Genomic DNA, 24,723 nt, shown 5'->3' with positions numbered 1-24,723 from the left:
TTTACACCGTCTGTCGCACATGACGGGGGCATTTCGTTGGAGAAAGTGCCCGCATCGTCGCACATCACGCATCGACCATGGCCATGGCGGCCTCCACATCAACTGCAACAAGACGTGAACAACCGGGTTCATGCATGGTTACCCCCATTAATTGATCGGCCATCTCCATCGCAATCTTGTTGTGGGTGATGTAGATGAACTGCACGCTCTCACTCATTTCCTTGACCAGGCGCGCGTAGCGCCCGACGTTGGCATCGTCCAGCGGCGCATCGACTTCGTCGAGCATGCAGAACGGTGCGGGGTTCAACTTGAAGATGGCAAACACCAGCGCCAATGCGGTCAGTGCCTTTTCGCCGCCGGACAGCAGATGGATGGTGCTGTTCTTCTTGCCCGGCGGTCGCGCCATGATCGTCACCCCTGTATCGAGTAGATCTTCGCCCGTCAGTTCCAGATAAGCGCTGCCACCACCGAAAACTTTTGGGAAAAGTGCCTGTAATCCGGCATTTATCTGATCAAAGGTATCCTTGAAGCGGTTGCGGGTTTCCTTGTCGATCTTGCGAATGACGTTTTCCAGGGTCTCCAGCGCCTCCACCAGGTCGGCGTCCTGGGCATCCAGGTAGCGCTTGCGCTCGGATTGTTGCTCGTACTCCTCAATGGCGGCGAGGTTGATCGCCCCCAGGCGCTGGATACGCGCCTCGAGTTGCTCCAGCGCCTGTTCGGTGCCCTGCTCGCTGGCATCGGCCTCCAGGGTGGCGAGCACCCCTTGCAGGTCGTAACCGTCGGCCAGCAGCTGCTCCTGCAGGGTCTTGCGCCGCACATCCAGGCCCTGGCACTCCAGCCGCAGCTGCTCCAGCTGGCCGCGCAACAACAGCGCCTGCTGCTCAGCCTGCGTGCGGCGCTTCTCGGCCTCGCGCAATTCGCGGTCGGCTTCGTCCATGTGCAGGCGCGCCAGGCGCATTTCCTCGTCAACACTCATGCGCAGTTCCAGCAGCGCTTCGAGCTTCAGGCGCAACTCCTCCTGTGGTGCCTCGCCCTCCTCCAGGTTCAGGCTCAGTTGCTCCTGGCGCTCGGTCAGCCTTGCTGCTTGCTGCTCCAGGCGCTCCAGGGCCTGGCGGGTGGAGTCATGCTGCGCACGCAGCGAGCCCAGCCGCACGGCCAGCTGGTGGGCGTGGTCCTTGTGCTGGCGGGCCTCCTGGCGCACCCGGTCGAGGCTTTCGCGCAGGGCGTCGCGGCGGGCCATCAATTGCTCGCGCTGCTCGGTGTCCTGGGCCATCAGCTCCACCGCCTCTTGCAGCAACAAGCGGGCTTCGCCCAGTTGTTCGTGCTCAAGGGCGCGCTGTTCTTCCAGTTCGGCCAGTTCTTCCTGCAAGCGCCGGCGGCGCAGCTCGACCTGTTCGGCGCGGGCACGGCTGGCCGAGAGGCTGGCTTTCAGTTCACCGTGCAGGCGGTTTTCTTCCTGGCTGCGGCGGCGCAGTTGCTCGCGCTGTTCTTCCAGGTCCAGCTGCTGCTCGCGCAGGGTTTGCAACTGTTGCTCAAGCTGTTCCAACGCCGCTTCCTGCTGCAGTTGTTCCTGGCCCAGGCGGTCGATTTCCTGGCCACGCGCCAGCACACCGCCTTCGGCCTCACCGCCACGGCGCACCCGCAGAAAGTGCCGGCCAACCCAGTAGCCATCGCGGCTGACCAGGCTCTGCCCGTCGCCAAGCGCTGTGCGCTGCGCCAGCGCCTGGGCCAAGTCTTCGACAGGCATGACCTGACCCAGCCAGGGTGCCAGATCGACACGGCCTTCGACCTTTTCCAGCAGGCTGCCGGGCAACGACGCGCTGGCATCGCTGGCCTGCAGCAAGCGCAGCTCGCCTTGTTCCAAACCAGCAAAATCGAGGCCGTTGAAATCGTCCACCAGCACGGCCTGCAGGTCAGCGCCGAGCACGGTTTCTACGGCAAGCTCCCAGCCCGGTTCTACCCGCAAGCCTTCGGCCAAGCGTGGCTGCTGCTGCAGGCCCTGGCCCTGCAGCCAGTCTGCGGCGCCCGCCCCCGGCTCCAGGGCTGCCTGCTGCAACGCTTCCAAGGATGCCAGGCGGCCGCCCAGGCGCTGCAGGTCGCCCTGCGCCTGCTGCTGGGCCTGGGTAGCCTGCTGCAACTGCCCGCGCGCGCTTTCCAGACGCTCGACCACCTGTTCTTCGGAGAGCTGCAGTTCTTCCAGCAACATTTCGCTGCTGGCCAGCTGCTCGGCCAGATCCAGCAGGGTGGCGTCCTGCGGATCGCTCCCCAGTTGCTCGCGCTCTTCGCCCAGCTTGCGCTTGCGCTCAGCCTGGCGCTCCAGGCTGGCTTCCAGCTGCTGCAGGCGCGCCTGCTGCACTTCGGCCTGGCGGCGCGGTTCGGCAGAGCGGCTGTTGAAGCTGTCCCACTGCTCTTGCCAGCCGTGCATGGCCAGCTCGGCCTCTTCCAGCCCCGCCGCAGCTTCTTCGGCGGCGCCCAGGGTCATTTCCTGCTCGGGTTCGAGCATGGCCAACTCTTCGCCCAGGGTCGCCAGCAAGGTGCGGTCATGCCCCAGGTGCGACTCGGTTTCCAAACGGGTGCGCTCGGCCTCCTTGAAGTCGTCCTGCAACTGGCGCAGGCGCTGCTGACCGTGCTGGATACTCTGCTCGACCCGGGCAATGTCACCGGCCACCGAATAGAAACGGCCCTGCACCTGGTTGAACCGCTCGGACAACTCGTGATGGCCGTCACGCAGGCGCTCGATGCTGGCATCGGCGTTGCGCTGCTCGGCCACCAGTGCCTCGTGGGCCACGCCCTGGTCACCGATCACCGACTCGCGCTGGCGTACCCGCTCGTCCAGGTCGCGCCAGCGCAAGGCCGACAACTGCGCTTTCAGCTGGCGCTCCTGCGCCTTGTACTCACGGTACTTTTCCGCGGCCTGGGCCTGGCGGTGCAGGCGCTCGAGCTGGCGTTCCAGTTCTTCACGCAGGTCGGTCAGGCGTGCCAGGTTTTCCTGGGTGCGGCGGATACGGTTCTCGGTTTCGCGGCGGCGCTCCTTGTATTTGGAGATGCCGGCGGCTTCCTCGATGAAATTGCGCAACTCTTCGGGCTTGGCCTCGATCAGCTTGGAGATCATGCCCTGTTCGATGATCGAGTAGCTGCGCGGCCCCAGCCCGGTGCCGAGAAAAATGTCGGTGATGTCGCGCCGGCGGCACTTGGTGCCGTTCAGGTAGTAGCTGTTCTGCCCGTCGCGGGTGACCTTGCGGCGGATGGAAATTTCGGCGTACGCGGCATACTCGCCGACCAGGGTGGTTTCGCTGTTGTCGAAGACCAGCTCGATGCTGGCCTGGCTGACCGGTTTGCGCCCACTGGAGCCGTTGAAGATGACGTCGGTCATCGATTCGCCGCGCAGGTTCTTCGCCGAGCTCTCGCCCATCACCCAGCGCACCGCGTCGATGATGTTGGATTTGCCGCAGCCGTTGGGGCCGACCACGGCCGCCATGTTGCTGGGGAAATTGACCGTGGTCGGGTCGACGAACGACTTGAAGCCGGCCAGGCGAATGCATTTGAGGCGCATCGGTCAGCCTCGGGCCAGTGCCGCCAGCACCAGTTCGCAGCTGCGCTGGCAGTAAGCGGTAAGCACCTCGCGAATGTGCGGCAGGTCACGGGCGACCACCGCTTCGAGCAGGCGGGCGAACAGGTCGAGGTAATCGATCATGTTGGCCTGGCGTTGGTCCAGCGCCAGGTAATAGGCACGGCTCATGGCCGGCTGCAGGTTTTCCACGGTTTCCTGCAAGAAAGGGTTATCGGCAAACGGATAGGCGGCGCGCATCACCGCGAAGCTGTCACCGACGAAAGCCTTGATGTCCAGCCGGTCGTGGGCGCGCTGCAGCCGCTGCTGAATCTCCAGAAACGGGCGCAGGTCGGCTTCGGTGCGCCATTTTTGTGCAACCGCATTGCCCAGCAGGATATAGAACTCGCCCATCAGCGCGCACAGGCTGCGCACGCTGCGTTCGTCCAGCTCGGTGACATGGGCACCGCGGCGCGGCAAGATCGCCACCAGGTGGCGGCGTTCGAGAATCAGCAACGCCTCGCGCACCGAACCGCGGCTGACATTGAGTGCCTGCGTAACCTTTTGCTCCTGAATGCGCTCGCCGGGCGCCAGCTCGCCGCGGATGATGCGTTCGGCCAGGTAATCGGCAATCTGCTCGGAGAGGCTGTCCGGGGCCTTGAACGTCATGGTTTTCCTTCAAAATCATTGAACTGGGCACAAGGGGCGAAGTGTAGCGCACTTGACCATTGGTCGCGCAGAGGGGGCAGGCGGTTTATTTGACCCAGCAGACAACCGCGGGCCCGGCGCGATCTATGCTTGCAATATGGGCAATGAAGAGGGTTGGGCGAGACCATGCGCAATTTCTTGACCCTTGGGTCAGAAAAATATTGACCTGCTGGACAGGTGTTGCTTAGAGTCCGCCCAACAACAATAAAACCATTGCGAGGCCATCCCCGTGATCCAGTTTCTCGTCAATCAGGAGCTGCGTAGTGAGCACGCCCTGGACCCTAACATGACGGTGCTGCAGTACCTGCGCGAGCACCTGGGCAAACCCGGCACCAAGGAAGGCTGCGCCAGCGGTGACTGCGGCGCCTGCACCGTGGTGGTCGGTGAACTGACCCAGGACGCACAGGGCAACGACAGCCTGCGCTACCGCAGCCTCAATTCGTGCCTGACCTTCGTCTCGTCGCTGCATGGCAAGCAACTGATCAGCGTCGAGGGCCTCAAGCACCAGGGCCAGCTGCACAGCGTGCAGCAAGCCATGGCCGACTGCCATGGGTCGCAATGCGGGTTCTGCACACCCGGCTTCGTGATGTCGCTGTTTGCCCTGCAAAAGAACAGCGACAGCGCCGACCTGCACCAGGCCCAGGAAGCCCTGGCCGGCAACCTGTGCCGCTGCACCGACTACCGGCCGATCCTCGACGCCGCCGAGCAGAGCTGCCGCCAGCCTTGCCGCGACCAGTTCGACGCCCAGCAGGCGCATACCATCAGCCGCCTGAAGGCCATTGCCCCCACCCAGACCGGTGAACTGAACAGCGGCGACAAGCGCTGCCTGGTGCCACTGACCGTGGCGGATCTTGCCGAATTGTACAGCTCGCACCCAGAGGCGCGGCTGCTGGCCGGCGGTACCGACCTGGCCTTGGAAGTCACCCAGTTCCACAAGACCCTGCCGGTGATGATCTACGTGGGCCACGTCGCCGAACTCAAACGCATCGAGAAAACCGCCAGCCACCTGGAAATCGGCGCTGCAACGCCGCTCACCGACTGCTACGGCGCCCTGAACGACGAGTACCCCGACTTCGGCGCCCTGCTGCACCGCTTCGCCTCGCTGCAGATCCGCAACCAGGGCACCCTCGGTGGCAACATTGGCAATGCCTCACCGATTGGCGACTCGCCACCCCTGCTGATCGCCCTGGATGCGCAGGTGGTGCTGCGCCAGGGTGAGCGTCAACGGGTGATGCCGCTGGAGGACTACTTCATCGACTACCGCATCACTGCCCGCCAGGACAGCGAGTTCATCGAGAAGATCATCGTGCCACGCGCCAGCCGCGACTGGGCGTTCCGTGCCTGCAAGGTATCCAAGCGCCTGGACGACGACATTTCCGCCGTGTGCGGCGCTTTCAACCTGAGCATCGAGGACGGGGTGGTCAGCGGTGTGCGCATCGCCTTCGGCGGCATGGCAGCGATACCCAAGCGCGCGCGCGCCTGCGAAGCCGCGCTGCGCGGCAAACCCTGGAACGCGGCGGCCATCGAGCGTGCCTGCCAGGCCTTGGCCGAAGACTTCACCCCGCTCAGCGACTTCCGCGCCAGCAAGGAATACCGCCTGCTGACTGCGCAGAACCTGCTGCGCAAGTACTTCATCGAACAGCAATCGCCGCACATCGAAACCCGGGTGACCGCTTATGTCTAACCACCATGTAGCCAAGAGCCAGGCCGAGATGGCCGAACTGTTCAGCCAGCACCTGACCACCGGGGTTGGCCGCAGCGTCAAGCACGACAGCGCCGACAAACATGTTTCCGGCGAGGCGCTGTACATCGACGACCGCCTGGAATTCCCCAACCAGCTGCACGTCTATGCCCGCACCGCCGACCGTGCCCATGCGCGCATCCTGCGCATCGACACCGCGCCGTGCTATGCCTTCGAGGGCGTGCGCATCGCCATCACTCACGAAGACATCCCTGGCCTGAAGGACATTGGCCCGGTGGTGGCGGGTGACCCGCTGCTGGCTATCGACAAGGTCGAGTTCTTCGGCCAGCCGGTGCTGGCCGTGGCTGCACGCGACCTGGACACCGCACGCAAGGCGGCCATGGCCGCAATCGTCGAGTACGAGGACCTGGAACCGGTGCTGGACGTGGTCGACGCGCTGCGCAAGCGGCACTTCGTGCTCGACAGCCACACCCACCAGCGCGGCGATTCCGCCAGCGCCCTGGCCAGCGCCCCGCACCGCCTCCAGGGCACCCTGCACATCGGTGGCCAGGAGCACTTCTACCTGGAAACGCAGATTTCCTCGGTGATGCCTACCGAAGATGGCGGCATGATCGTCTACTGCTCCACGCAGAACCCCACCGAAGTGCAGAAGCTGGTCGCCGAAGTACTCGACGTGCCGATGAACAAGGTGGTGCTGGACATGCGTCGCATGGGCGGCGGCTTTGGCGGCAAGGAAACCCAGGCCGCCAGCCCGGCCTGCCTGTGCGCGGTGGTGGCGCGCCTGACCGGCCAGCCGACCAAGATGCGCCTGCCGCGGGTCGAAGACATGACCATGACCGGCAAGCGCCACCCGTTCTACGTCGAGTACGACGTGGGCTTCGATGAGAATGGGCGCCTGCATGGCATCAATCTGGAACTGGCCGGCAACTGTGGCTATTCGCCCGACCTGTCTGGCTCGATCGTCGACCGCGCCATGTTCCACTCCGACAATGCCTACTACCTGGGCGATGCCACCGTGCATGGTCACCGCTGCAAGACCAACACCGCCTCCAACACGGCGTACCGCGGCTTTGGCGGCCCGCAGGGCATGGTTGCCATCGAACAGGTGATGGACCATATCGCCCGCCACCTGGGCCGTGACCCCCTGGCGGTGCGTAAGGCCAACTACTACGGCAAGACCGAACGCAACGTCACCCATTACTACCAGACCGTCGAGCACAACATGCTCGAAGAGATGACCGCCGAGCTGGAGGCCAGCAGCGACTACGCCGAGCGCCGCGAGTCGATCCGCCGCTTCAACGCCAACAGCCCGGTGCTGAAGAAAGGCCTGGCCCTGACCCCGGTCAAATTCGGCATTTCGTTCACCGCCACCTTCCTCAACCAGGCCGGTGCGCTGATCCACATCTACACCGATGGCAGCATCCACCTGAACCATGGCGGCACCGAAATGGGCCAGGGCCTGAACACCAAGGTGGCGCAGGTGGTGGCACAGATCTTCCAGGTGGATTTCAGCCGTATCCAGATCACCGCCACCAATACCGACAAAGTGCCTAACACCTCGCCCACGGCCGCCTCGAGCGGTGCCGACCTGAACGGCAAGGCGGCGCAGAACGCGGCCGAGATCCTCAAGAAACGCCTGACCGAGTTTGCCGCACGGCACTACCAGGTGACCGAGGAAGACGTCGAGTTCCGCAACGGCCATGTGCGGGTGCGCGATCAGATCGTCAGTTTCGAGCAGCTGGTGCAGCAGGCCTACTTTGCCCAGGTGTCGCTGTCCAGCACAGGCTTCTATCGCACGCCGAAGATCTACTACGACCGCAGCCAGGCCCGTGGCCGGCCGTTCTACTACTTCGCCTTCGGCGCTGCCTGTGTGGAGGTGATCGTCGACACCCTGACGGGTGAATACAAGATGTTGCGCGCCGATATCCTGCACGATGTCGGTGACTCGCTGAACCCGGCCATCGACATTGGCCAGGTAGAGGGCGGTTTCATCCAGGGCATGGGCTGGCTGACCACCGAGGAACTGGTGTGGAACGCCAAGGGCAAGCTGATGACCAACGGCCCGGCCAGCTACAAGATTCCGGCAGTGGCCGACATGCCACTGGACCTGCGCGTGAAGCTGGTGGAAAACCGCAAGAACCCGGAAGACACCGTGTTCCACTCCAAGGCCGTGGGCGAGCCGCCGTTCATGCTCGGCATTTCCGCCTGGTGCGCGATCAAGGATGCCGTGGCGAGCCTTGCCGACTACCGCGTGCAGCCGAACATCGACGCGCCGGCAACGCCGGAGCGGGTGTTGTGGGGGTGTGAGCAGATGCGAAAGGCGGTGGCCCAGCAGCAACCGTCTGAACAGGAATTGGAAACCGTCACCCACTGACAACGCAAGGCCCTGTAGGAGCGGCCTTGTGTCGCGAAAGGGTCGCGAAGCGGCCCCAAGATCTTGGCTACTGCATAGATTGTCGGGGCTGCGGTGCAGCCCATTCGCGACACGAGGCCGCTCCTACAAGGGGGCCGTGTCGATCTTTAGAGAGGTCGCATCATGCACCAATGGATCAACGCCCTCGCCGACCACCAGGCCCGTGGCGAAGCCTGCGTACTGGTGACCATCATCGAGGAACGCGGCTCGACCCCGCGCAATGCCGGCTCGAAGATGGTGGTCAGCGCCAGCGGCCTGTTCGACACCATCGGCGGTGGCCACCTGGAATACAAGGCCCTGCACATCGCCCGGCAAATGCTTGAAGCACAACGCACCACGCCGCACCTGGAACGCTTCAGCCTCGGTGCCAGCCTGGGCCAGTGCTGCGGCGGCGTCACCGTGCTGCTGTTCGAACCCATGGCTGCCGTGCAGGCGCACATCGCCGTGTTCGGCGCGGGCCATGTCGGCCGCGCTCTGGTACCCTTGCTCGCCGCCCTGCCCTGCCGGGTGCGCTGGGTCGACTCGCGTGAACAGGAATTCCCCGCATTCATCCCCAACGGGGTGACCAAGGTGGTCAGTGAAGAGCCGGTCGACGAAGTGGCACAGCTGCCACCAGGTTGCTACTGCATCGTCATGACCCACAACCATCAGCTCGACCTGGAACTGACCGCCGCCATTCTCAAGCGCAACGACTTCACCTGGTTCGGCCTGATTGGCTCGAAGACCAAACGGGTCAAGTTCGAGCACCGCCTGCGCGAGCGGGGCTACGACGACGCGCTGCTGGCGCGCATGCGCTGCCCGATGGGCCTGGCCGAGGTCAAGGGCAAGCTGCCCATCGAGATCGCGGTGTCCATCGCCGGTGAAATCATCGCCACCTACAACGCCTGCTTTGGCCAGCACGACGCTGCCGCCAATGCCGGCCCCATTGCCCAGTTGCTGCCGCCCTCCCGGCGCAGCCAAGCCCTTTGACGAGTGAGTTATGACCGTTACCCGCAAAGCCTACCGTGCCGCCATCCTGCACAGCATCGCTGACCCTGCCGAGGTGGGCCTGGAGGCATCCCATGAATACTACGAAGACGGCCTGCTGGTCGTCGACGATGGCCGCATCAGCGCCGTTGGCCACGCCAGCGAGCTGCTGCCGACCCTGGCCGCCGACTTTCCGGTCGAGCACTACCAGGACGCACTGATCACCCCGGGTTTCATCGATACCCACATCCACTTCCCGCAAACCGGCATGATCGGCTCCTACGGCGAGCAGTTGCTGGACTGGCTGAACACCTACACCTTCCCGTGCGAAAAGCAGTTTGCCGACAAGGCCCACGCCGACCAGGTGGCGAAGATCTTCCTCAAGGAACTGCTGCGCAACGGCACCACCACCGCATTGGTATTCGGCAGCGTGCACCCGGAATCGGTGAATGCCCTGTTCGAAGAGGCCGAGCGCCTGGACCTGCGGCTGATCGCCGGCAAGGTGATGATGGACCGCAACGCCCCGGACTACCTGACCGACACTGCCGAGTCCGGCTATGCCGAAAGCAAGGCGCTGATCGAACGCTGGCACGGCAAGGGCCGCCTGCACTACGCCGTTACCCCGCGGTTCGCCCCGACCAGTACGCCTGAACAGTTGACCCTGGCCGGCCAGTTGCTCAAGGAGCACCCGGGCGTGTACATGCACACGCACCTGTCGGAAAACCTCAAGGAAATCGACTGGGTCAAGTCGCTGTTCCCTGAGCAGAAGGGTTACCTGGACGTCTATGACCACTTCGAGCTGCTGGGCGAGCGCTCGGTATTCGCCCACGGCGTGCACCTGTGCGACGACGAGTGCCAGCGCTTGGCCGAAACTGGCTCGGCCGTGGCCTTCTGCCCCACCTCCAACCTGTTCCTCGGCAGCGGCCTGTTCAACCTGCCGCAGGCCGAGTGCTTCAAGGTCAATGTGGGCCTGGGCACCGACGTCGGCGCCGGGACCAGCTTCTCGCTGCTCAACACCCTGAACGAGGCGTACAAGGTGATGCAACTGCAAGGCGCGCGCCTGCACCCGTTCAAGTCACTGTACCTGGCCACCCTCGGCGGCGCCCGTGCGCTGCGCCTGGACGACCGCATCGGCAGCCTGCGCCCCGGCAACGATGCCGACTTCGTGGTGCTGGACTACAAGGCCACGCCGCTGCTGGACTACCGCATTCAGCAGTCCAACAGCATTGAAGAGACCCTGTTCGTGCTGACCACCCTGGGTGACGACCGCACCGTGCGTGAAACCTACGCTGCCGGGCGTTGCGTGCACCAGCGCTAGCCGCCACAGCCCTGGTAGGAGCGGCCTTGTGTCGCGATGGGCTGCAGAGCAGCCCCAGGGCTGAGCACACATGCACACCCCTGGGGCTAACCAGGCAAACGATCAGCCCTTGACGGAAACCTTGGGCTTTTTCAGCAAATGCGAGAACACCGCATGCAGGTCGTCCGAGGCGCTTTCCTCGTCCAGGTTCAGCTTGCTGTCGATATGGTCCATGTGGTGCATCATCAGGCTCACCGCCTGCTGGGCATCGCGCGCCTCGATGGCGTCGATCAGCTGCATGTGTTCGTCATACGAGCAGTGCGAACGCGTGCCGCTTTCGTACTGGGCAATGATCAGCGAGGTCTGCGACACCAGGCTGCGCTGGAAGCTGACCAGCGGCGCATTGCCCGCTGCCTCGGCCAACTTGAGGTGAAACTCGCCGGACAGGCGGATACCGGCACCACGGTCGCCGCGCGAGAAGCTGTCACGCTCTTCACGCACCATTTGCCGCAGCTCGTTCAGTTGCTCGGCGGTGGCATGCTGCACGGCCAGTTCGGTAATGGCCCGTTCTACCATGCGCCGCGAGAAGAACACCTGGCGCGCCTCTTCAACGGTCGGGCTGGCCACCACGGCGCCGCGGTTGGGCCGCAGCAAGACCACGCTCTCGTGAGCCAGCCGCGACAGGGCGCGGCGGATGATGGTGCGGCTGACGCCGAAGATTTCGCCCAGCGCTTCCTCGCTCAACTTGGTGCCCGGGGCCAGCCGCTGTTCAAGAATCGCCTCGAAAATATGCGCGTAGACGATGTCGTCCTGGGTACCGCTGCGGCCGGCCTTGCCGACCCGTGCAGGTTTCTTCAGAGGTTGCAGCTGTTCGTTCATGGGCTCTCGAGGCACGAAGAGAAAGTATGGCGCCATTGTACACAGGCTGAGGCGATTCCGCAGGGGGCGTTTTCGCTATATAGCCGTTGTACGACGCATTGCGCGCACAAAACATAAAACATTATTTGCATTCTTTGTACACAAAAGCATAATCCATCGAGCAACTTCTTGACCCATAAGTCAACAAAACGGTCGGACGCCTGCCTCACCTCGCGGGGTCACCAAGTGCATGGCGCAGGAACTGGCCCCCACAACAACAAGAAAGACTTGAGGAGTACACGCTGTGGAAAGCCGCAAATCCGAAGCCCCTACGCTGGATCTTGCCCCGCCGCTCGAAACGAGTTGGCTGGAGCGGATTTTCAAACTCAAGCAACACGGCAGCACCGTCAAAACCGAACTGATCGCGGGGGTGACCACCTTCATCACCATGGCCTACATCATCTTCGTCAACCCCAACATCATGGCCGACGCCGGCATCGACCATGGCGCCGCCTTCGTCGCCACCTGCATCGCCGCGGCGCTGGGTTGCCTGCTGATGGGCCTGTACGCCAACTGGCCGGTGGGCCTGGCGCCGGGCATGGGGCTCAACGCCTTCTTCACCTACACCGTGGTCGGCACCATGGGCTACAACTGGGAAACCGCGCTGGGGGCCGTTTTCGTTTCGGGCGTGCTGTTCATGTTCCTGACCTTGTCGAAAGTGCGCGAATGGTTGCTCAACAGCATCCCGGTCAGCCTGCGCCATGCCATGGGGGCCGGCGTCGGATTGTTTCTCGGGCTGATCGGCCTGAAAACCGCCGGCATCATCGTCGACAGCCCCGCCACCCTGATCAAGCTGGGCTCGCTGCATGAGCCAGGGCCACTGCTGGCGGCGGTGTGCTTCCTGCTGATCGCCATCCTCAGCTACAAGCGCGTGTTCGGCGCGATCCTGATCAGCATCATCGGCGTGACCCTGGCCGGCTGGGGGCTGGGCCTGGTGAAATTTGGCGGGGTGATGTCGATGCCGCCGAGCCTGGCACCGACCTGGATGGCGATGGACGTGGCGGGCGTGTTCAACGTCAGCATGATCAGCGTGGTGCTGGCGTTCCTGTTCGTGCACATGTTCGATACGGCCGGCACGCTGATGGGCGTGGCCCAGCGGGCGAATCTGGTAGCACCGGACGGCCGTATCGAGAACCTGTCGCGGGCGTTGAAGGCCGACAGTGCATCGAGCGTGTTCGGCGCGGTGGTGGGTGTGCCGCCGGTGACCAGCTATGTGGAAAGTGCTGCGGGCGTGGCCGCTGGTGGCCGCACTGGCCTGACCGCCGTAGTAGTCGGCCTGCTGTTCGTCGCGGCGATGTTCTTCGCGCCATTGGCCGGGATGATTCCGGCCTACGCCACCGCCGGCGCGCTGATCTACGTGGCGATGCTGATGATGGGCAGCATGGCGCATATCCATTGGGATGAAGCCACCGACAGCATTCCGGCGATCGTCACGGTGATCATGATGCCGTTGACCTTCTCGGTTGCCGATGGTATTGCGCTGGGCTTTATCAGCTATGTGGCGTTGAAGGCGGGTACCGGCAAGTACAAGGAAATCTCCGCCAGCCTGTGGGTACTGTGCGCGATCTTCATTGCCAAGTTCGTGTTCCTCTGAGCCCCGGTAGCCTGGCTGTAGAGGTTTAGTGTTTTCAAGATCGAGCGCCGCCCGCGCGGCGCGCGATTTCATGCCCGCTAGAACATTCAAGCCGAACACCCCGCATCACCCACCACTTTCCTGCAGACGAAAAAAAGCCCGCCAGTGTGAGAGCGGGCCAAAGGACCTACGAAGATTCTTCTAGCGACCAACTAGCTTCCACGGTAGGTCGAATAGCTATACGGCGAGATCAACAGCGGCACGTGGTAGTGCTCCTGCTGCTCGTCGATGCCAAAGCGCAGCACCACAACATCCAGGAACGCCTGGGCCGGCAGTTGCACACCGCGGGCGCGGTAGTAGTCGCCTGCGCTGAACTGCAGCTGGTAGACGCCAGTGCGGTAGTCGTCGCCTTGCAACAGCGGCGCGTCGACGCGGCCATCGCTGTTGGTCAGGGCGGTGTTCACCAGCTCCAGTTGCTGGCCTTCGACACGGTACAGCTCGACCTTGATCGAGCTGCCCGGGCAGCCATGCGCGGCATCCAGTACGTGTGTGGTCAAACGTCCCATTGCGTGTCGCCTCTTGTTCAATCTGTGGGCAAGAAATACTCGCCAGCGCACCCAAACAGGGCCTGCGGCAGGCGCGAATGACGCTATTAAGACATTCCACCGCAAAATTGTACACAATTTTTTAGACCCAGCGGTCGCCCCCCCACCGCACCTTGCCCACAAACGACCCAGCAGTCGCGAATACAGGCGGGATAACGACGTCCACTTCATTATCTGACCAATCAGGCAGGTTTCTTGCACTGTATTTCTTGCTGGCAGTGAAGCGACAAAAGGGCAGAAATGCGGAAAAACAGGCTTACAAAAGATTTCATAAGTTGTATACAATCAGCCCATCCGGTGGTGCGACATCCCGACGCGGCCCGCCCACCCCCCGCACCAACGCACAAGAAGGAAGACTGCAGTGAGCGCTGACTATCCTCGCGACCTGATCGGTTACGGCAACAACCCTCCTCACCCGCAATGGCCGGGCAACGCTCGCATCGCGCTGTCTTTCGTGCTCAATTACGAGGAAGGTGGCGAACGCAACGTCCTGCACGGCGACAAGGAGTCCGAAGCGTTCCTCTCCGAAATGGTTGCTGCCCAGCCGCTGCAAGGCCAGCGCAACATGAGCATGGAGTCGCTGTATGAATACGGCAGCCGTGCCGGTGTATGGCGCCTGCTCAAGCTGTTCAAGGACAGCGGCGTCCCGCTCACCATCTTTGCCGTGGCCATGGCCGCCCAGCGCCACCCCGACGTGATCCGCGCCATGGCCGAAGCTGGCCACGAGATCTGCAGCCACGGCTACCGCTGGATCGACTACCAGTACATGGATGAGGCCCAGGAGCGCGAGCACATGCTCGAAGCCATCCGCATCCTCACCGAAATCACCGGTGAACGCCCAGTGGGCTGGTACACCGGCCGCACCGGCCCGAACACCCGCCGCCTAGTGATGGAGGAAGGTGGCTTCCTCTACGACAGCGACACCTACGACGACGACCTGCCCTACTGGGAGCCGAACAACCCGACCGGCAAGCCGCACCTGGTGATCCCCTACACCCTGGACACCAACGACATGCGCTTCACCCAGGTGCAGGGTTTCAACTGTGGCGAGCAGTTCTTCCAGTACCTGAAAGACGCGTTCGACGTGCTTTATGCCGAAGGCGCCGAAGCGCCGAAGATGCTCTCCATCGGCCTGCATTGCCGCCTGGTCGGCCGCCCGGCGCGCCTGGCTGCGCTCAAGCGCTTCATCGACTACGCCAAGAGCCACGAGCAGGTCTGGTTCGCCCGTCGCGTGGACATCGCCCGCCACTGGCACACCACCCACCCGTACAAGAAAGAGAACGCCTGATGACCGCCTTCAAGACCCTCAAGCCCTCCGCCCTGGACCGCGACGCCTTCGTCGAGGTATTCGCCGACATCTACGAGCACTCGCCGTGGGTCGCCGAAAAAGCCTATGACCTGGGCCAACTGGGTGAGCTGGACGAAGTCGAGGCGCTGCACCAGCGCATGAGCGATATCCTGCTCAGCGCCAGTCACACTGACCAGCTGGCACTGATCAATGCTCACCCGGACCTGGCCGGCAAGGCCGCCATCCAGGGCGAGCTCACCGCATCGAGCACCAACGAACAGGCCGGCGCCGGTATCCACCAGTGCACCGCCGAAGAGTTCGCCCGTTTCACCGAGCTGAACGATGCCTACAAGGCCAAGTTCCAGTTCCCGTTCATCATGGCGGTAAAAGGCAGCAACCGGCACCAGATACTCGCCGCGTTCGAAAAGCGCATCCACAACGACAGCGAGGCCGAATTCAAGGAAGCCTTGGCACAGATCAACCTGATCGCCCTGTTCCGCCTGCTGCAGCTGTAAGCGGCAGCCGACCCTCATTCAGTACAACGAACATAAAAGAGAGACCCGCATGCGCACCCTGATGATCGAGCCCCTGACCAAAGAAGCCTTCGCTCCCTTCGGCGACGTGATCGAAACCGACGGCAGCGACCACTTCATGATCAACAACGGCTCGACCATGCGCTTTCACAAGCTCGCCACGGTCGAGACCGCCGAGCCTGAAGACAAGGCGATCATCAGCATCTTCCGCGCCGATGCGCTGGACATGCCGCTGACCGTACGCATGCTGGAACGCCACCCGCTGGGCAGCCAGGCTTTCATCCCGCTGCTCGGCAACCCCTTTCTGATCGTGGTCGCGCCCATTGGCGATGCACCTGTATCAGGCTTGGTCCGTGCCTTCCGCAGTAATGGCAGGCAGGGCGTTAATTACCATCGCGGCGTCTGGCACCACCCGGTGCTGACGATCGAAAAGCGGGATGACTTCCTGGTGGTTGATCGCAGCGGTTCTGGCAACAACTGCGATGAGCATTACTTCACCGAGGAACAGATGCTGATCCTCAATCCCCACCAATAAGAAAAGGTCGGTCATCGTTCTCGGTGATCGGCAGAGGTACATACTGTGGAAGCACACCTTCACGAATGGCTGAACCTGAGCATTCGCTGGGTTCACATGATCACCGGCGTGGCCTGGATCGGTGCATCGTTCTACTTCGTCTGGCTGGAGAACCACCTGAACCGAAGCAACCCGCGCGATGGGTTGTCGGGTGATCTCTGGGCGATTCACGGCGGTGGTATCTACCACCTGGAGAAATACAAGCTCGCCCCCCCGAAAATGCCCGAGAACCTGCACTGGTTCAAATGGGAAGCCTACTTCACCTGGATGTCCGGTATCGCCTTGCTGTGCGTGGTGTTCTACTGGAACCCGACGCTGTACCTGCTGGCCCCTGGCAGTACCCTCAGCGGTGCCGAAGGCGTGGCCATCGGTATCGGCTCGCTGGTCGCCGGCTGGTTCATCTACGACTTCCTGTGCGACTCGCCGCTGGGCAAGAAGCCGGCGTTGCTCGGTGCCGTGCTGTTCGTGCTGATCATCGCCGCCTGCTGGGGCTTCAGCCTGGTGTTCAGCGGCCGCGGTGCCTACCTGCACACCGGCGCGATCATCGGCACCATCATGGTCGGCAACGTGTTCCGCATCATCATGCCGGCCCAGCGCCAGCTGGTGGCCGCGATCGAGAACAACCAGACGCCCGACCCGGTACTGCCGGCCAAAGGCCTGTTGCGCTCGCGTCACAACAACTACTTCACCCTGCCGGTGCTGTTCATCATGATCAGCAACCACTTCCCGAGCACCTACGGTAGCCAGTACAACTGGCTGATCCTGGCCGGTATCGCGGTAGCTGCGGTGCTGATCCGCCACTACTTCAACACCCGCCACGACAGCAACAAGTACGCCTGGACCTTGCCTGTCGGTGCCCTGGCAATGATTTGCCTGGCCTACGTCACCGGCCCCAAACCGATGGCAGTGAGCCCTGAGCAGGCCGCCGCGAAGATCGAGTACCAGCCTCTGCCGGCTACGGCTGTGGGTGGCAAGACCGCCGCCGAGCAACGCGCCGAAGAGGCCGCCAAGGCCGCCGCAGCGCCTGCCGAAGCCCCGGCCCAGGCTACGGCCCAGGCCGGTGCTGGCGACTTCGACAAGATCCACAATGTCATCCAGGAACGCTGCACCGTGTGCCACTCGGCCAAACCGACCAGCCCACTGTTCAGCGCCGCCCCTGCCGGCGTGATGTTCGACACCCCGCAGCAGATCCAGGCCCAGGCCGCGCGCATTCAGGCGCAGGCAGTGGCCAGCCAGATCATGCCGCTGGGCAACATCACCCAGATGACCACCGAGGAGCGCAAGCTGGTCGGTGACTGGATCGCCAAGGGCGCCCAGGTCAACTGATCGAGCCACAAGCGTCAAGCTGCAAGCCTCAAGCTGTACGTAGTAGGAAGCAAGCATCGAGTGCCAGGCTCCAGTGCGGATACCAAGCTTTTTCTTGAAGCTTGCCGCTTGGAGCTTGGCACTTGGATCCGAGAATAAAAACAAAACTCGAGGTGCTGCATGTCCGAGTCCCGCAAGGCGTACATACCCGTTGCGCCACCGCGCGAACCCTTGCCCCTGTTCCAACTGTTCCTGGTTGGCCTGCAACACGTTTTGCTGATGTACGGTGGCGCCATCGCTGTGCCGCTGATCATTGGCCAGGCCGCCGGGCTGTCCCGTGAAGAAGTCGCTTTCCTGATCAACGCCGACCTGCTGGTCGCTGGCGTCGCCACCATCATCCAGTCGTTCGGTATCGGCCCGGTGGGCATCCGCATGCCAGTGATGATGGGTGCCAGTTTCGCAGCCGTGGGCAGCATGGTGGCCATGGCCGGCATGCCCGGTGTAGGCCTGCAGGGGATCTTCGGCGCGACCATCGCCGCCGGCTTCTTCGGCATGCTGATCGCACCGTTCATGTCCAAGGTCGTGCGCTTCTTCCCACCGCTGGTCACCGGAACGGTGATCACCTCGATTGGCCTGTCGCTGTTCCCGGTAGCGGTCAACTGGGCCGGTGGCGGCCAGGATGCCAGTACGTTCGGCTCGCCGATCTACCTGCTGGTGGCCGGCCTGGTGCTGGCCGTGATCCTGCTGATCAACCGCTTCATGCGCGGCTTCTGGGTCAATGTGTCGGTGCTGGTTGGCATGGGCCTGGGCTACGTGCTGGCCGGCACCATCGGCATGGTCGACCTGTCAGGCCTGAGTGAAGCGCCGTGGTTGCAGGTGGTGACGCCCCTGCACTTCGGCATGCCGACCTTCAGCCTGGCACCGATCCTGTCCATGTGCCTGGTGGTGGTGATCATCTTCGTCGAGTCCACGGGCATGTTCCTGGCCCTGGGCAAGGTGACCGACCGCGAAGTCACCCCAGGCATGCTCCGCCGCGGCCTGCTGTGCGATGCCGGTGCCTCGTTCATCGCCGGCTTTTTCAACACCTTCACCCACTCGTCGTTCGCCCAGAACATCGGCCTGGTGCAAATGACCGGGGTCCGCTGCCGCTTTGTCACCATCGTGGCCGGCGCCCTGCTGATTCTGCTCAGCCTGCTGCCCAAGGCAGCGTTCCTGATCGCCTCGATCCCGCCCGCGGTACTGGGTGGGGCGTCGATCGCCATGTTCGGCATGGTGACCGCTACCGGGATCAAGATCCTCCAGGAAGCCGACATCGGCGACCGCCGCAACCAGTTGCTGGTTGCGGTAAGCGTGGGCTTCGGCTTGATCCCCGTGGTGCGCCCGGAGTTCTTCGCGCAGATGCCGCAGTGGATGGAGCCCATCACCCACAGTGGCATCGCCATGGCCACGGTCAGCGCCCTGGTGTTGAACGTGCTGTTCAACATTCTGGGCGGTGCCGACCGCGCGGTGCACAACGACGCCTGTCACCAGCACTGAGGCAAAACCCCTTCGAGTGAACGGGAGCGGCCTGTAGCCGCTCCGGTCTCGAACCGCCGTAGACGCTATACCGTCGGCCCGCCGGAATGGGCCGCCCGGGGCACCTGCACGCCAAAAAAACCCAAAAAAAACAATAAGTCCGGGAAGCACAACATGAAACGCATCACCACGTCCCTCTTGCTGGGCAGCAGCCTGCTGGCCACCGTTCCTGCCCACGCGGGCGAATGGCTGCAATGGCACGGCGAAAGCCTGACCTACCTGTACGGCAAGGACTTCAAGGTCAACCCCAGCATCCAGCAAACGGTTACCTTCGAGCACGCCAACAAATGGAAGTACGGCGACACTTTCATGTTCGTCGACAAGATTTTCTACAACGGCAAAGCAGACGCCAGCAAGGGCGTGACCACCTACTACGGTGAGTTCAGCCCGCGCCTGTCATTCGGCAAGATCTTCGACCGCAAACTGGCGTTCGGCCCGGTCAAGGATGTGTTGCTGGCCATGACCTACGAACGAGGCGAAGGCGACAACGAGGCCTACCTGATCGGCCCCGGCTTCGACCTGGCCATCCCGGGCTTCAACTACTTCACCCTCAACTTCTATGTGCGCAACACCGAGGGCAGCCGCCCCGGGGACAATGTGTGGCAGATCACCCCCGCCTGGTCGTACACCCTGCCGGTGGGCAAGTCCGACATCCTGATCGATGGTTACATGGACTGGGTGACCGACAACGACCAGACCCGCCGTGGCACCTACCACGCCAACCTGCACGTCAACCCGCAGGTCAAATATGACCTGGGCAAGGCCCTGAACCTGGGGGCAAAGCAGCTTTATGTGGGCTTCGAGTACAGCTACTGGAAGGACAAGTACGGCATCGACAGCCGCGGCAACCTGGACAGCAACCAGAGCGTGGCGAGCGCGCTGATCAAGGTACACTTCTAAGAAGTTGACCAAACGCACAAGTTTGATTCACAGCGCTCCAGGACGGAGCACTTGAGGCGCGGCGCGCAAGCCAGTAATCTGCGCGCCCCCTCGATCAGGGCAGAACGGATTCTGCCTGCGTTTACTGACCGCTCAGTCAATGAATACGGGCGGTTGGCGAACGTGTTGCCAGCCTGAAAGACCCTTTTCATCCGTTCAGAACGAAGTCGAGCAGGAAGGTTTTGCCAACCCGGAAAAGTTGGCCCAACCCTTGCCAAACAGCTGTGGCCTATCGAAAAAAGCTGACTCAAAAGACAAAAAGCGCCAACAACGAGCGCAGACAACAGATCAAACAAGGGAGCGACACTCGCAATGCGTATCATCAACAGCCTGATCCTTGCTGGCGGCCTGCTGGCCTGCGGCACCACCTTCGGCGGTGACTTGCTGCAATGGCAGAACAACAGCCTGACCTACCTGTGGGGCAAGAACTTCAAGGTCAACCCGCCAACCCAGCAAACCGTGACCTTCGAACATGCCGATGGCTGGAAGTACGGCGACAACTTCATCTTTGTCGACAAGATCTTCTACCAGGGCCAGAAGGACGAGGGCAACGGCCCGAACACCTACTATGGCGAGATCAGCCCACGCCTGTCGTTTGGCAAGATCTTCGACCAGAAGCTGGAGTTCGGCCCGGTCAAGGACGTGCTGCTGGCCATGACCTACGAGTTTGGCGAGGGTGATACCGAGTCGTACCTGATCGGCCCGGGCTTCGACCTGGCCATCCCCGGTTTCGACTACTTCCAGCTGAACTTCTACAACCGCACCACCGACGGCAGCCGTGCCGGCGACAATGTGTGGCAGATCACGCCGGTGTGGTCGTACACCATCCCGGTGGGGGATTCCGACGTACTGATCGACGGCTTCATGGACTGGGTGGTCGACAACGACCAGAACCGCCGTGGTACCTACCACGCCAACCTGCACTTCAACCCGCAGATCAAGTACGACCTGGGCAAGGCGCTGCACTTTGGCGAGAAGCAGTTGTACGTGGGTGTGGAGTATGACTACTGGAAGAACAAGTACGGCATCAAGGACAGCGATGCCTTCACCACCGACCAGAACACCATGAGCTTCCTGGTCAAGGTGCACTTCTGACCTGAGCCCTCGGGGCCGCGCTGCGGCCCATTCGCGGGCATGCCCGCTCCCACAGGGTTCGTACTTCGTTCAAGTTATGCGCAGCACCTGTGGGAGCGGGCGTGCCCGCGAATAGCGGTGTAGCTGGTGCCGCCCAGTCTTTCGACATTTATATTCGAATGACTTATTTGGGCGGACTCTCATCTCAGAAGCTAGCTGTATATGAGGTAAGTTATGCCAAACCAGGCTGCGCCTAGATAAAGTAGCCAGTTACTGATTCGTAGCTGTGTTCTTAAATGCTTCGGGAAGTCGTCAATATCTTTTTGGTCTAGTTTGTTGTGACGGATGTGCAGGTTTTTTATTGGCCAAAAAAGTATGGCAGATACGACGCCTACTAACTGTAGTCGTGAGCGAAGATTTTGTTTGCCCCATATGGCAATATTTAATTTCAGCCAGTAACTGCTTGGTAGTGCTGGAATCATTTTTTCTAGAGTTTTCGCTTGCGCCAAGCGAATATAGAATGCCAGTCCGATCATGATCATGAAGCATGACGTCGTCGCCATGAATAATTTCATGGCTTTCGCTGCTAATCCGATCAGTGCAAGTGCAAAAGGTGTCGCGACAAAGGCAAGGCGCCATATTAATTCCATATGATCATTCGTGCTCGATAAATTCATTTAGCTCCTCGCCGATGTACTCCCCAGCGTTCATGTCTGCGACACTTCCGGCAAGAGGCCCGCTCGCCTCTTTTCAAGGTGGGAGCCAGGAACCTAGCAGGCTGTGGGCGGGTAGTTTTGGGGTGGGAAGGGGTTAGGAAGAGCCCTACAAGAGATAGAGATTTGGACTGCATGTTTTTTTGACGGCAAGGCCGGCCCTTTCGCGGGTGAACCCGCTCCCACAGGATTTGTGCATAGCCTGAAAGATGCTCAATGTCCGTGGGAGTGTGGGGGCGCGGTGAGTCCTCATGCAACGCTGGGCAACGCGGGTCACTGTATTAATGGCGAATAAGCCGACATGAAACCAAATAGAGCGGTGATTGGTATCCAGCAGATAATCAAGCATTCAACATTTGCCCAAGTTATTTTTGAATTTTCGAACCCGCATCCATCACCCTCGCAAACATTGGCTGACTGTTGTATTTGCACCATTGCGACTGAGAAAAAGGTGGTGTAGAGGAGTGTGAGCATGATCGGAATCATGGTGAAAAAGGAAAGTGGCAGGCTATCAAAAAACTTTTCGGATACATAGAATTCCCAGCACGCTATCAATAGGATAGGTGTGTAAAGCATCAGAGTGACACTGATGGCACTCCTTTCTCCTGGCTGATTCGCTTGAGTACAGCGAGCGACGATTTTTTTCATCAAGAAAAATATTGTGAAAGCTCCGAATATTGTACGCAGCAGCGGGATGAGTCAGAGGCCATGCTGACCTCTGATGAATAACCAGTGTCGATAGTGCCAGTAATAGAGGTACAGGCCCATGGACAAGGAAGTCATGATTATGAGTTTTGAGATTGAAACGACATAAAGCTGTGGTTTTTTGCAGGGTGAGGTGGTTAGCGATTCCGTATGGTGTTTCTGGTCTGAGTTCATAGTGTGGTTCTCATTTTATTAGCTTCATTAGGTAATATGCCGCTACCCATACAATGCCAATGGTATTAAGCGAGGATGCGATAAGTATTTTTCTTCTTAATTTTCTAGGGAATTGTAAGTGGTCTTGCTCATCCAATAGCCCACTGCGAATGCTTGAGGCGGGAGAACCAATGGTGCCAGCGATTACAGAAATAACTAGGATCCTGGAACCTATTTTGTTCTCTCCCCACATGCTGGTCGCAAATGGAAGGCAAGCGCTCCGTTGGAGCGCTGAGGTCATTTCTTTATATTGGTGAGAGCAGGCGATGTGAAGGTCAGATGCAAGCCCGATTAACGCGAGAAATATAGGAGTGCCCAACAGAAATAGTCTTAGTTTTACGTCAAGGTGGTCAATCATCTCCAAAGGCCTCGAAGATTAATTCGCCGAACTCCTCGCCAGCCTCCATGCCACCTATGCTACCGGCCAAAGCGCCTCCACCGGTGATTACTACTCCGCATACCAGGGCGTAGGGGCCGGCTCTCCAGCAAATCTTCGCAGAGATTTCGCCTACAAGCTTTCCTCCCAGCCACCCACCAGCTAAGCCACCGGCGAAATTACCTGCTTCGGTAACGCTGACTTTTTTACAGGTACTTGTGTTGCCCTCTTTGCATACCTCAGAAATCTTTAGTGTAGATCCGCCCGCGCCGGTAGCAACGGCAATATATCCTCCGGCTTTTAAATATTTGGCCATCTTGGCCAGCTTATCCAAATGTGTCGAGTAGCCGGGGATGTGTGTCGGGCCTCCCGCCTTACTCCAGTGATGCACCAAGCTTCTCGACGAGATTCCCAAGTCTCGACGCAAACTTTCATAATTACCGAGATTGAGCCGCTTGTTCAGAACGGTTGCCTTTAGATTTGAGCTCAATTGCTTAAATAGTTTTTGACGCTCTGCAAAAAATTCAGGGTGCCTAAGATGCCCGTGTTTGATGAATTGATTTTTATGCAGGTCTTCAATTTTTCGCAATATGTCGCTGAGTTCATCCAGCGACTTGCCGACCATCGCCTCGCTGACCCCCATCGCCAGGCTCACATCGCTGAGCAACCCGGCGATCTCGGCCTGATGGCGCATCAAGAATTCGGCTTCCTCCGGCGTCAGTTCCGCTAACGCTTCCCTAGCCTGTTTCGCCGCACTCATTGCAGACAGTTCTTCGCGCGTACATACCGGCCGCCGCAAACCATCACCAATGACAAAAATCTCACCTGCCTTGAACCCACGCTGATGCGTCGGGTTCAGCCGCTCCAGAATTGACCGAGGCAGGTTGGCCTGCGGCGCGCCCAGTTCAGCCAGTACTTCTTGATACGTCATGCAACGCGGAACGATGTAGAACCCAGGCTCCATGCCTTGTGGAGTGGGCGAAGGCTGAGCTACTTCTGGCTGATAGGTGCTTCTGCTCGGGCTACGCGCCTGAGCCTGCGCGGGTGCCTCACGAACAGGCTCAGGTGCTGGTGCCCTGTGCGACGCCGGTGTTGCAGCCCCACCTGCAACCACGCGATTGCTGCCCTGTGGGCACCCGCATTGCACCAGTGCGCCGTCCAGAGCCGTGGGAATACCGTCCTGCCGCCAGCGGGACTCGCCCTCGACGATGGTGCCCGCTTGCCCACATAGCGGGCAGGGCGTGGTCGGGTCGCCTAGCAGCAGCCAATTGCGGCCATGCACACGGCCCCTGGCCTGGCTGGCAATGCAGATGGCGCCTGTGGTGGTGTGGTCGCCGTCCAAGCCTTGGTATCGGCCAAAGATGTTCATGCGCAGGCTCATGGCTCGCCTTTTTTCGAGGTGGGAGCCATGAACCTAGCAGGCTGTGGGCGGGTTTTTTGGGGGCGTGGAGGCTTTAGGAAGGCGCCTACAGTGAATAGAGAATTGGACTACATGCTTGTTGGGCGTGGCGCTCTCGCTGTAAGCCGGGGATGGCTGACAGGTGTTCGCCGAGATATTTTTAGCGCCTGTGAGATCGAACGCTTCGGCGCTCGATCTCGCAGGCGCTGAATGTGTCGAGGCGAACACTTCGGCGCTCGGTCTCACCCGCGCCGCAGATCTTATGGCGAACACCTGCCAGCCCAGATGCAGGCTCAAGAC

At 61.2% G+C, this 24,723-nt stretch carries 19 protein-coding genes; 12 read left to right on the top strand and 7 right to left on the bottom strand.

The features are described 5' to 3' along the window. Nucleotides 1-64: 64 nt before the first annotated feature. Together smc and GYA94_RS01995 are read right to left on the bottom strand one after the other, a co-directional pair. Nucleotides 65-3,553 (bottom strand): chromosome segregation protein SMC, encoded by a 3,489-nt coding sequence (smc, locus tag GYA94_RS02000; RefSeq protein WP_161891701.1) that lies wholly within the window; start codon nt 3,551-3,553, stop codon nt 65-67. Between the two features lie 3 nt (nt 3,554-3,556). After that, entirely contained in the window at nt 3,557-4,216 is a 660-nt protein-coding gene (locus tag GYA94_RS01995) for a GntR family transcriptional regulator (RefSeq protein WP_009683923.1), read from the bottom strand. Nucleotides 4,217-4,484: 268 nt separating this feature from the next. On the opposite strand from GYA94_RS01995, the gene xdhA reads away from it, so the two are divergent. From xdhA to guaD, 4 genes are all read left to right on the top strand, one after another. Continuing rightward, nucleotides 4,485-5,939: a xanthine dehydrogenase small subunit gene (gene xdhA / locus GYA94_RS01990; protein ID WP_161891700.1), complete on the top strand. Its 1,455-nt coding sequence runs from the start codon at nt 4,485-4,487 to the stop codon at nt 5,937-5,939. Next, the gene (xdhB, locus tag GYA94_RS01985) at nt 5,932-8,331 is read left to right on the top strand and encodes a xanthine dehydrogenase molybdopterin binding subunit (RefSeq protein ID WP_110677348.1); all 2,400 of its coding nucleotides are present in this window, start codon (nt 5,932-5,934) and stop codon (nt 8,329-8,331) included. Before xdhA ends, xdhB begins: the two co-directional genes overlap by 8 nt. Nucleotides 8,332-8,493: 162 nt before the next feature. Next, nucleotides 8,494-9,339 (top strand): xanthine dehydrogenase accessory protein XdhC, encoded by an 846-nt coding sequence (xdhC, locus tag GYA94_RS01980; protein ID WP_161891699.1) that lies wholly within the window; start codon nt 8,494-8,496, stop codon nt 9,337-9,339. A gap of 10 nt (nt 9,340-9,349) precedes the next feature. Beyond that, on the top strand, nt 9,350-10,654 hold the full coding sequence (gene guaD / locus GYA94_RS01975; RefSeq protein ID WP_161891698.1) for a guanine deaminase: 1,305 nt from the start codon (nt 9,350-9,352) through the stop codon (nt 10,652-10,654). A 102-nt stretch (nt 10,655-10,756) separates the two neighbouring features. Here the strand turns inward: guaD and GYA94_RS01970 are convergent, their stop codons facing one another. Then, nucleotides 10,757-11,512 carry a GntR family transcriptional regulator gene (locus GYA94_RS01970; RefSeq protein ID WP_054890194.1) on the bottom strand — a complete coding sequence of 252 codons (756 nt, stop codon included), beginning with the start codon at nt 11,510-11,512 and terminating at the stop codon, nt 10,757-10,759. A gap of 283 nt (nt 11,513-11,795) precedes the next feature. On the opposite strand from GYA94_RS01970, the gene GYA94_RS01965 reads away from it, so the two are divergent. Then, on the top strand, nt 11,796-13,145 hold the full coding sequence (locus GYA94_RS01965) for an NCS2 family permease (protein WP_009683929.1): 1,350 nt from the start codon (nt 11,796-11,798) through the stop codon (nt 13,143-13,145). Between the two features lie 191 nt (nt 13,146-13,336). On the opposite strand, the gene uraH is transcribed toward GYA94_RS01965, so the two are convergent. Further along, complete coding sequence (gene uraH / locus GYA94_RS01960; protein WP_003259496.1) at nt 13,337-13,690, bottom strand: hydroxyisourate hydrolase; 354 nt, start codon at nt 13,688-13,690, stop codon at nt 13,337-13,339. A 400-nt stretch (nt 13,691-14,090) separates the two neighbouring features. Between uraH and puuE the strand changes: the two genes are divergently transcribed. The 7 genes from puuE to GYA94_RS01925 all read left to right on the top strand — a co-directional run bounded on the left by puuE (nt 14,091) and on the right by GYA94_RS01925 (nt 21,038). After that, nucleotides 14,091-15,017, top strand: coding sequence for an allantoinase PuuE (puuE, locus tag GYA94_RS01955; RefSeq protein ID WP_110677352.1), 927 nt, complete (start codon nt 14,091-14,093; stop codon nt 15,015-15,017). After that, nucleotides 15,017-15,532, top strand: a complete 516-nt coding sequence (gene uraD, locus GYA94_RS01950) for a 2-oxo-4-hydroxy-4-carboxy-5-ureidoimidazoline decarboxylase (protein WP_054911344.1) — start codon at nt 15,017-15,019, stop codon at nt 15,530-15,532. Before puuE ends, uraD begins: the two co-directional genes overlap by 1 nt. 49 nt (nt 15,533-15,581) lie before the next feature. After that, nucleotides 15,582-16,085 carry an ureidoglycolate lyase gene (locus GYA94_RS01945; RefSeq protein ID WP_009683933.1) on the top strand — a complete coding sequence of 168 codons (504 nt, stop codon included), beginning with the start codon at nt 15,582-15,584 and terminating at the stop codon, nt 16,083-16,085. A 45-nt stretch (nt 16,086-16,130) separates the two neighbouring features. After that, complete coding sequence (locus GYA94_RS01940; protein ID WP_029885695.1) at nt 16,131-17,450, top strand: urate hydroxylase PuuD; 1,320 nt, start codon at nt 16,131-16,133, stop codon at nt 17,448-17,450. Nucleotides 17,451-17,609: 159 nt separating this feature from the next. Next, nucleotides 17,610-18,965, top strand: coding sequence for a nucleobase:cation symporter-2 family protein (locus GYA94_RS01935; RefSeq protein WP_009683936.1), 1,356 nt, complete (start codon nt 17,610-17,612; stop codon nt 18,963-18,965). A 153-nt stretch (nt 18,966-19,118) separates the two neighbouring features. Continuing rightward, the gene (locus GYA94_RS01930) at nt 19,119-19,904 is read left to right on the top strand and encodes an outer membrane protein OmpK (protein ID WP_161891697.1); all 786 of its coding nucleotides are present in this window, start codon (nt 19,119-19,121) and stop codon (nt 19,902-19,904) included. A gap of 351 nt (nt 19,905-20,255) precedes the next feature. Continuing rightward, complete coding sequence (locus tag GYA94_RS01925; protein ID WP_110677356.1) at nt 20,256-21,038, top strand: outer membrane protein OmpK; 783 nt, start codon at nt 20,256-20,258, stop codon at nt 21,036-21,038. A 191-nt stretch (nt 21,039-21,229) separates the two neighbouring features. On the opposite strand, the gene GYA94_RS01920 is transcribed toward GYA94_RS01925, so the two are convergent. The 3 genes from GYA94_RS01920 to GYA94_RS01910 all read right to left on the bottom strand — a co-directional run bounded on the left by GYA94_RS01920 (nt 21,230) and on the right by GYA94_RS01910 (nt 24,405). Continuing rightward, a complete protein-coding gene (locus GYA94_RS01920; RefSeq protein ID WP_161891696.1) occupies nt 21,230-21,694 on the bottom strand; it encodes a hypothetical protein in 465 nt (154 codons plus the stop codon). A gap of 309 nt (nt 21,695-22,003) precedes the next feature. Then, a complete protein-coding gene (locus GYA94_RS01915; protein WP_255326895.1) occupies nt 22,004-22,378 on the bottom strand; it encodes a hypothetical protein in 375 nt (124 codons plus the stop codon). Between the two features lie 620 nt (nt 22,379-22,998). Next, the gene (locus GYA94_RS01910) at nt 22,999-24,405 is read right to left on the bottom strand and encodes a PAAR domain-containing protein (protein ID WP_110679087.1); all 1,407 of its coding nucleotides are present in this window, start codon (nt 24,403-24,405) and stop codon (nt 22,999-23,001) included. Between the last annotated feature and the right edge of the window lie 318 nt (nt 24,406-24,723).

This window comes from Pseudomonas juntendi (genome assembly GCF_009932375.1).
Lineage (GTDB): Bacteria > Pseudomonadota > Gammaproteobacteria > Pseudomonadales > Pseudomonadaceae > Aquipseudomonas > Aquipseudomonas juntendi.
This window is presented reverse-complemented; position numbering and strand designations above follow the sequence as displayed.

What these genes read in the sequence shown, in the direction of transcription:
- GYA94_RS01945 (WP_009683933.1), top strand. Translation starts at nt 15,582, where the DNA reads ATGCGCACCCTGATGATCGAGCCCCTGACCAAAGAAGCCTTCGCTCCC.
- GYA94_RS01935 (WP_009683936.1), top strand. Translation starts at nt 17,610, where the DNA reads ATGTCCGAGTCCCGCAAGGCGTACATACCCGTTGCGCCACCGCGCGAA.
- GYA94_RS01930 (WP_161891697.1), top strand. Translation starts at nt 19,119, where the DNA reads ATGAAACGCATCACCACGTCCCTCTTGCTGGGCAGCAGCCTGCTGGCC.
- uraH (WP_003259496.1), bottom strand. Translation starts at nt 13,690, where the DNA reads ATGGGACGTTTGACCACACACGTACTGGATGCCGCGCATGGCTGCCCG.
- GYA94_RS01925 (WP_110677356.1), top strand. Translation starts at nt 20,256, where the DNA reads ATGCGTATCATCAACAGCCTGATCCTTGCTGGCGGCCTGCTGGCCTGC.
- GYA94_RS01970 (WP_054890194.1), bottom strand. Translation starts at nt 11,512, where the DNA reads ATGAACGAACAGCTGCAACCTCTGAAGAAACCTGCACGGGTCGGCAAG.
- GYA94_RS01915 (WP_255326895.1), bottom strand. Translation starts at nt 22,378, where the DNA reads ATGAAAAAAATCGTCGCTCGCTGTACTCAAGCGAATCAGCCAGGAGAA.
- xdhB (WP_110677348.1), top strand. Translation starts at nt 5,932, where the DNA reads ATGTCTAACCACCATGTAGCCAAGAGCCAGGCCGAGATGGCCGAACTG.
- GYA94_RS01920 (WP_161891696.1), bottom strand. Translation starts at nt 21,694, where the DNA reads ATGAATTTATCGAGCACGAATGATCATATGGAATTAATATGGCGCCTT.
- smc (WP_161891701.1), bottom strand. Translation starts at nt 3,553, where the DNA reads ATGCGCCTCAAATGCATTCGCCTGGCCGGCTTCAAGTCGTTCGTCGAC.
- GYA94_RS01910 (WP_110679087.1), bottom strand. Translation starts at nt 24,405, where the DNA reads ATGAGCCTGCGCATGAACATCTTTGGCCGATACCAAGGCTTGGACGGC.
- GYA94_RS01995 (WP_009683923.1), bottom strand. Translation starts at nt 4,216, where the DNA reads ATGACGTTCAAGGCCCCGGACAGCCTCTCCGAGCAGATTGCCGATTAC.
- xdhC (WP_161891699.1), top strand. Translation starts at nt 8,494, where the DNA reads ATGCACCAATGGATCAACGCCCTCGCCGACCACCAGGCCCGTGGCGAA.
- uraD (WP_054911344.1), top strand. Translation starts at nt 15,017, where the DNA reads ATGACCGCCTTCAAGACCCTCAAGCCCTCCGCCCTGGACCGCGACGCC.
- guaD (WP_161891698.1), top strand. Translation starts at nt 9,350, where the DNA reads ATGACCGTTACCCGCAAAGCCTACCGTGCCGCCATCCTGCACAGCATC.